At 66.3% G+C, this 7979-nt stretch carries 5 protein-coding genes; all 5 read left to right on the top strand.

Annotated elements, in window-relative coordinates; all coding sequences use genetic code 11:
• Positions 1-267: 267 nt before the first annotated feature.
• A complete protein-coding gene (locus tag AC07SZ_RS35560; protein WP_494917889.1) occupies positions 268-1686 on the top strand; it encodes a tyrosine-type recombinase/integrase in 1419 nt (472 codons plus the stop codon).
• Positions 1683-3521 (top strand): site-specific integrase, encoded by a 1839-nt coding sequence (locus AC07SZ_RS35555; RefSeq protein WP_494917888.1) that lies wholly within the window; start codon positions 1683-1685, stop codon positions 3519-3521. The genes AC07SZ_RS35560 and AC07SZ_RS35555 overlap by 4 nt, the downstream gene beginning before the upstream one ends.
• On the top strand, positions 3521-5683 hold the full coding sequence (locus AC07SZ_RS35550) for a hypothetical protein (protein WP_494917887.1): 2163 nt from the start codon (positions 3521-3523) through the stop codon (positions 5681-5683). Before AC07SZ_RS35555 ends, AC07SZ_RS35550 begins: the two co-directional genes overlap by 1 nt.
• Entirely contained in the window at positions 5680-6120 is a 441-nt protein-coding gene (locus tag AC07SZ_RS35545; RefSeq protein WP_494917886.1) for a hypothetical protein, read from the top strand. The genes AC07SZ_RS35550 and AC07SZ_RS35545 overlap by 4 nt, the downstream gene beginning before the upstream one ends.
• Before the next feature lie 221 nt (positions 6121-6341).
• Positions 6342-7274, top strand: a complete 933-nt coding sequence (locus AC07SZ_RS35540; protein ID WP_494917885.1) for an ArdC family protein — start codon at positions 6342-6344, stop codon at positions 7272-7274.
• Positions 7275-7979: the final 705 nt, after the last annotated feature.

Below are 7979 nucleotides of genomic sequence, written 5' to 3'. Positions count from 1 at the left end.
TTATCCTGACTCTGTAATCCTGTCTCAGAATCAGGCATTGAGGCGCCCCACCGACTGTTCCGGTGAAGCTCTTCAGACGTCCGGGTCAAGCGTTCCCGCAGCGTAGCGAGGACAACGCTTGACGCGGCGGCGGCACGACAAGCTGTTCATGGGGTGCAGGCGAAGTCCTGCACCCCTGCCACGCGGCGAGCGGGAGAGCGCGAGGGGAACCCCTCGCATTCTAAAATAATGAAGTTGCGCCGAAGGCGCTCCGTTTAGGTATCGTGCGTGCAGTTGTATTTTACCGATCTTGGCGCTGTTTCGCGCCCGCTTTCCATCAACGACCTCACAGTGGGCATCGCGCCCGGCACACTCGACGTGGTCGAGCGCGCCGGGCTGATTGATGGCATGCCCTTCATCCTGGCGGATGACGGGAGTTACGATCGCGATCTCAACAGGTTCTTCCGCGCCTGTCCGGGCATGGGCGCGCGCTCGCCGAACACGTGGCGCTCCTACGCCCGGGACATTCTCGTCTGGGCGCGCTTTCTCGGCGAGCAGCGCGGCGGCAAGACGGTCTGGCGGGCAGATCGTCATGACGTGCTGGCCTTTCACAGGGCACGCCGCCTATCGGATGCCGCGTTCCGTAACTCGGCAGCGAGCTGGAACCGGAGTGTCGCAGCACTCGACAAGCTTTATCGGTGGGCCATCGAAGAAGGGATCATCACGACCTCGCCGTTCAGCTACGGCGTCACCCTTCGCAGGGCGGCGGGCACGCACGCCGTGCTGGCCGTTACGATGAACCGGTCGCGCGAGCGTGCGGCGCGGCGGCACGATATGCGCTACATCGACCTCGGCCGCTACCTGCTGTTCCGCGACGTGGGGCTGATAGGCCGACTGCCCAACGGCACGGACGATCCGACGTGGCGAGGCCGCAATGGCGAACGGAATGCACTGTTCGCGGAGCTGCTGGTCACGACCGGATTGCGGCTGACCGAAGGCGGGAGCCTGCTTCTGGCCGATCTTCCCCGCGCGAAGGATGCTGGGTCGTGCTCGGTCCCGTTTGACCTTCCGGGTCCGATCTCCAAGGGCGGACGGCCGCGCCGCATTCGCATTCCCCGCCGCGTGTTGGCAATGATCAACGACTATATCGATCTTGAGCGCGCCGTCTCGTCCGCGCGCTCGGAACCCTCGGTTTCTGATCCGCTCTGGTTGACGCCGGATGGCACGAAGGTCGTCGATGCGGCAGGCAAACGGGTCCGGCTCGACCGGCTCACGCCGGGCGAGCGCCGGCGTGTGCTGATCGGTGCGCCTGGCAAGGCGCAGCACGCCTTGCTCTGGCTCACCGAAGGCGGCCAGCCTGTGCCTTCGGCCACCTGGGAAGCCGCCTTTCGCCGGGCCTGTGTCCGCTGCCGCCGCTTCGGCATTGATCTCGACGTGACACCGCACACCCTGCGGCACACCTTCGCCGTCAACATGCTCTCCATGCTGATCCGCGAGCAGATCGGATCGGTGTTCGATCCGCAGGATCGGCATGGCGCCGTCTATCGCCGGATTCTCGGCGATCCGCTGCAAAAGCTCCAGCACCTCCTGGGGCACGCTAGCGTGACGAGCACCTACATTTATCTCGACAGCCTCGCCGAAGCGCAGGAGCTGGTCGATGCGGCGGCGGATCGCTGGGCCGAAGATACGGCCGGTGATGTGGAATGACCACGGTAGCTGCGTCGGTGCGGCGGCCGGGCCGCCGTGCCCTCTTTCCCGAGGCGTTGCCCGATCCGGAAGGCGAAGCCGATGCTGCGATCGCGTCGCTCCGCTTCACCGTCACACTGGCGGATCGCAGCATCACGATCGACCTGACGACGCTGAGCGGTCGAACGGCATTGGCCCGGACTTTTGCAGGCGCGCTCTGGCGCGCCTGCCAGGTCGGCGGTCCAGCGGGCTCGATCTCGACAGCCTCCGCCTATGCCAATGCGCTCAAGCTTTTCTGGCGCTATCTCGATTTCGCCAGCCCGCGCGTTGCACGCCTTGCGGACGTGAGTGCTGCCTGCATCGACGGCTTCGATGGCTGGATGGAGGAGAGCGGCCTCCATCCCAATCACCGGCTGCACCGGATGAGCAAGGTGCTCAACCTGCTCCGGCTCGCCGACGCTGCTGAGCCCGGCCATCTGCCGTCCGATGCCTCGCGCCGATTGATGTATACGAGTGACCGGCCCGGCGTGCGCGCACGGCCGCGCGATGCCTATGGCGATGATGTTGCCGGGGCATTGCGGAACGCGGCTCGGGCCGATCTCACCACCATCATGCGTCGCTTTGCCGAGGCCGATCGCATCCCGACGATCGACGATGCCGATCGGAGCCGCGCTCTGGCGACGGCACACGAACAGGCCATGGCGGTGATCGATGCGGAAGGCATCATCGGGCACCGACACCCTCTCTTCAAGCGGCTCTATACGCTTCGCCGTGAGAGCGATTTGCCGAATGACCGCCTAATCCACGGTCTGCACGGCCGCCGGCACCTGCTCGCCGCCGATCTCGTGCCGCTCATTGTCCTAATCTCGCTCGACACCGGCCTGGAGATCGAAGCGATCAAGGGCTTGCGGGCCGACTGCCTGAAGAACCCGTCCGGCGGCTATGTCGAGATCGAGTATTGCAAGCGACGGGCGCGCGGCGCCGAGTGGAAGCGGCTGCGCGTGCGCGATGGCGGTTCCTCGACGCCGGGCGGCTTGATCCGCAAGGTGCTGCAGTGGACCGCTCCGGCGAGAAGCCGGCTTGGCGCGGACACACTCTGGGTTCACTGCGCCTGGGGTCGGTTGACCCCACGCATCCTCAGCATGAAGGAAGTCGTCGTCTCGTGGACCGGGCGGCACGGCATTCTCGACGGGCGCAGCCGGCCGTTCCGTCTCAACCTGACGCGCCTGCGCAAAACGCATAAGGCGGCATGGTACCGGCGCACCGGCGGTCAGCTCGATCGCTTCGCCGTCGGCCACAGCGTCGCGGTCGCGGCCAATCATTATGCCGACATCCCCGCACTTCGCCATCTGCACGAAGCGACGATCGCCGACGCCATGAGCGATGCGCTCGACGCTGCGCTGCTCCCGTGCGTCCTGTCGTCGGACGAGGAAGCTGCCGTCCGCGCCGATCCGGACCAGGCCATCGGTTTGCCAGTCTCGGGAGCGGCTGGCATTCAGTCCCTGTTGAGCGGCGAGCAGGACGTATGGCTCGCCAGCTGCGGCGGCTTCTACAAGAGCCCGTTCAGCGCCGAAGGCGAGGCCTGTCCATCGCCGTTCTGGGGCTGTCTTGAATGCAGCAACGCGGTGATCACCGCCCGCAAGCTGCCTGCGCTCCTGTCGTTCCTTGCCTTCATCCGGGCGCAGCGGCAGGCGCTCACCGAACATGACTGGGCGGCCAAGTTCGGCCGCGTTCACGGCCGTATCGCCGGTCAGATCCTGCCCCGGTTCAGTGATGCCGAGATCGAGCGGGCTCGTCAGGTCGCCGCTTCGGACGCGGCGCTCATCTACCTGCCGCCCGAAGCGGGTGCGCCATGATGCCGGCACCGATCAAGCTGCCGCAGCACGCCTCGCTGCCGTCGGTCATTTATGGCGACGGCGAGCCGGTGCTCGCTGGCATTCCGATCAGGGAGGACGCCGACAGCACGCAGCTTCCTCGCTTCGGTGACGATCACTGGGATTTGGGCGCTGCCATTTTCCGGGTGAACGCGCGCTATTCCAATTACCGGCTGAACTTCGCCCGCATCCCCGATCCGGTGACGCGGCGGCTCGCGAAGGAGTATGTGATCGCCCGGCTGCGCATCCATGTGCCGGGATATCGGGCGCCCTGCGGCGCGACCTCGGCGATCCGACTGCTTCGCTACGTCCAGAACTTTGCCGCGTTCCTCGGCGCACAGACCGGCGCCGTCGATCTCCGCCGTGTCGATCAGGCTTTGCTCAACGCCTATCTCATCCATGCCCGTGACGGCGGGCGACGAACGCCCCATGAGACGGTGAAGTATGTCGAGGTGCCGATTGACCTGCATCACCTGTCGCCATGGCTGACCGGCGGCGGGATCGGTTTTCTTCCCTGGCGTGGGCGCGCGGCTCACCGCGTTGCCGGCCGTCCGCCGGCGCCCGCCGAGAACGCCACGCCGCGCATTCCCGAGCCGATCATCGGCGCCATGCTGCGTTGGGCGCTCAAATATGTCGAAGTCTACGCGTCCGATATTCTCGCGGCGCGAGCCGAGCTGGACGCTCTGGAAGCCCGCTGCGCCCGGTTGATCGCGCGGGACACACGGACCGAACGGGCCATCGCCAAGACCTATCGCTCCCGCGTGGCGAAGTGGCTCGACGCGCGCCGGGCCGCCGGCCGGGGTGTGCCGATCTGGGAGCGCGCGCCCAACGCCGCCCGCCGGATTGATCCGCTGACCGGCCAGGTGATCCCGCCCTACAATCTCCACCTGATGCGCCTGCATGCTGGCGCTCCCGAGAGCGGTCGCGTAAGCCAGTCCGATCGGACCGCACAGCTGATCGACGAAGCGGCTGCCGAACTCGGGATCGAGGTTGGCGGCCTCGACACGCCAATCTCGAGCGATCCCGACACCGGCTTGCCATGGCGCGAGCGCTTCGACGCCCTCAGCCTCGCCCGCGAGGAGCGCATGCTGCAAGGCGCTTGCTATGTGGTCTGTGCCTATCTCACCGGCATGCGCGACAGCGAGGTGCAGGCCATGCAGCCGGGTTGCGTGTCGGCGGTGCGCAGCGCTGACGGCCTGGTCGAGCGCTACCGGGTGCGCAGCACCGTCTACAAACGTCATGGCGCGCGCGGCGTCACGGCCGACTGGATCACGATCGAACCCGTCGCCCGGGCCGTCGCGGTAATGGAGGTTCTCTCCGAACGCAATCGCCGGGAGAAGGGGCTGTCATCCCTGTGGGTGGCGCTGAAGGACTGGCCCTGGAGCGCTGACCATCTCGGCATGGGCGCGACCATGACGCTCAACCTGTTCCGCGACGGCCTGGATGCGCGCGCCGCCGACACTCCGGCGATCCCGCGCATCGCAGACGAACCCTGGAAGTTCACGACGCGGCAATTGCGCCGCACGATCGCCTGGTACATCGCCAATCGGCCGTTCGGCACCGTCGCCGGCAAGATCCAGTACAAACACGCCTCCGTCGCCATGTTCGAGGGCTATGCCGGATCGGCCCAGGCCGACTTCCGCCTCGCCGTCGAGCGTGAGCGCGCACTCGGCCAGCTCGACGATATCGTCGTCCATTACGAGGCCTTTCTTCGGTGTGAAGGCCCCGCCGGACCGGGTGCTGCGCGGTTGCGACGGGAGTTCGCTCGCGTGCAGGACGAGCTTGGCGATTTTCCCGGCCGGGTCATGGACCGCAAGCGGCTGCGCACGATGCTGGCCCATCTCGGCCGGACCTTGCACGTGGGTTTCCTCAACGACTGCCTGTTCGAAGCCGCGACTGCGCTTTGCCTTACGGAAGCGCCGGAGACCGAGCGACCGGCGCCGGCCTTGTCCCGATGCAGCCCTGATCGCTGCCCGAACGCCTGCTTGACCGTCCGGCATCGCGAGCCCTGGCAGGCCTCAATCGCCGAAGGCGAAGCGCTGCTTGCCGATCGTCGCCTGTCACTGCTTCAGCGCACAGCGATCATGAAGGACAACGAACGCAAGCGTCGGCTGATCGCGCCTCTCATGGACGATGATGCATGATCGCTCTGGGTCCGAAGAGCGAGGCTGCGTTGAGGGCGGCCATGGCAAGGTTGCTCGACGGTCGGCCCGAGCGCACCGACGGCGCGCTCACCGTCTCCAACCTGGCGCGCGAGGCCAGCGTCAGCCGGGCAACGGCGAACCGTGCGGTCGATCTTCTCGCCGAGTTTCGTGCTGCCGAAGCCCGCCACCGGCGATCATCTCCTCAAGCACTGAAGGACCGCGTCCGCTCCCTCGAAGCCGAGCTCCGCGCCGTGCGTGGTGCCGGGATGGCCGAACTGCGCGCGCTCACCCGCACGCTTGCGCAGCATATCCAGGTGCTGACGTTGCAGGTCGCCGAGCGTGATGCGGTGATTGCCGGCTTGCAGGATGAACTGGCGCGATCGAATGAGGCCAAGGTCGTTGCGCTGGGGCGCCGGTCGCGAGACGGCGCTGGCTGAGAGCCACGCAATTCCTCACTGCCGGCCGGTCCTGCGACCATCGGTCATGGCCAACGTCTCCTGAGCTCGCCCGTCGAGGCAGGGCTCGGTTGTGGCAGACGCTGCCGGCCCTTCAACCCTGTTCCGCACCAGTAACCGAGAACAGGGTGTGACGGCCCGGCTCGCCGCGTCTGCCCCTGCCGCTTCGCCCTCGACGGAGAGGGCGAGCACAGGAGGCACCGATGACCACCGATCGCAACAGCCAGGCCCGGACCGTCAACGATATCTACGAGCGCGTCACCAACCAGATCATTGCCGCCATCGAGGCCGGCGCCGGCAACTACCGGATGCCCTGGCATCAGGACGGAGCGGCCATCACCACACCCGTCAATATCGCTTCAGGCAAGGCCTATCGCGGCGTCAACGTCATCTCCCTTTGGGCTGCGGCGCACGCGGCCGCTTATCCCGCCGGCATCTGGGGCACCTATCGCCAATGGCATGAACTCGGCGCTCAGGTTCGCAAGGGCGAGCGCGGCCACCTCGTCGTGTTCTGGAAGATCGCCGATCGCCACGGCGCGGCGGACGCCCAGGACGGCGACGAGGACCGCGACGATCCCGCCCGGCGCATGTTCGCCCGCGGCTACACAGTCTTCAACTGCACGCAGGTCGACGGCTATACGCCACCCACAGTGCCGCTGCTGCCCGAGGCCGAGCGGATCGAGCGCGCCGAGCGCTTCTGCGCGGCGCTGAGCATCGACATCCGCCACGGCGGCTCGCGGGCCTGTTACATCCCCTCCAGGGATCACGTGCAGATGCCCGAGTTCGCCTGTTTCCGGGACGCCGTTGCCTATTACGCCGTGCTGCTCCACGAATGCGGGCACGCTTCCGGCGCCAGGCACCGCCTCGACCGCGATCTCACCGGACGGTTTGGCTCGGCCGCCTATGCCATGGAGGAATGCACGGTCGAGCTTCTCAGCGCCATGATCTGCGCCGACCTCAACCTCAGCGTCGAGCCGCGGCCCGATCACGCCCGCTATATCGCCTCCTGGCTCGAGGTGCTCCGCTCCGACAAGCGCGCCATCTTCACCGCCGCGAGCAAGGCGCAGCAGATCGCCGACTGGATGCACGCCCGGCAGGCGAGTGCTCGCCAACATCCCGAGAGGGGCGCCGCATAGGCGCCCCGTCACAAGGCGACGGAGAGGTGATCGAACGGGCTCGCCGTCAGCGCTGAATCAGCGACTTTCAATTCCGCATTGATCTGGATCAATGAGCGCGCTCTGTCCTAAGCAGATATCTTGCCATGGGGTAGTGGCGCGGAGCACATGAAGAGAAGACAATTCGACGACGAGGCAAGCAAGCTCCTACAGGCATGCAACGCCGCACGCCGTAGCGGCGCGGATTTCCCCAGCATTTGGCACGAGATCTTGAAGAACAATCTCCTTGTCGCCGGTCCCCCAATCCAGCACAGAGATGAAAGCGGGCCCATTCTGGAGGTTCAGCTCGTTACCGGACAGCGAATCGTCTTTGGCGTGCGGGGGTTTTCGATCCTGTAGCGCACAAGACGCGTTGACGCTGACAGTCTCCTTCACGAGATGGTTCACTTTCCGGGCGAGACAGGTGGCTGCCCCGGATGGTCAACCGAGTGGGACAGAGGCTGGGTGGAAAGTGAACTGCTGACGCGCATTGAGGGGTATCAGCCGCAATAGCGCAAAGCCTGCGAAACGCTGAGGCAGAAAGCACAGGCAAGATGCCCCCAGCCGCAGCGGCCAACCCAAAAACTGTCTCACGTGGCCGACCGGCCGAAGATGCCCGCGAACCTCGCCAGTTCCACAGGAGGAACGTCGTCTGAGACAGCTTGACTGTTCAGATAACGCGCCGAG

The organism is Mesorhizobium sp. GW821-FHT07A06, assembly GCF_059419085.1.
This window is presented reverse-complemented; position numbering and strand designations above follow the sequence as displayed.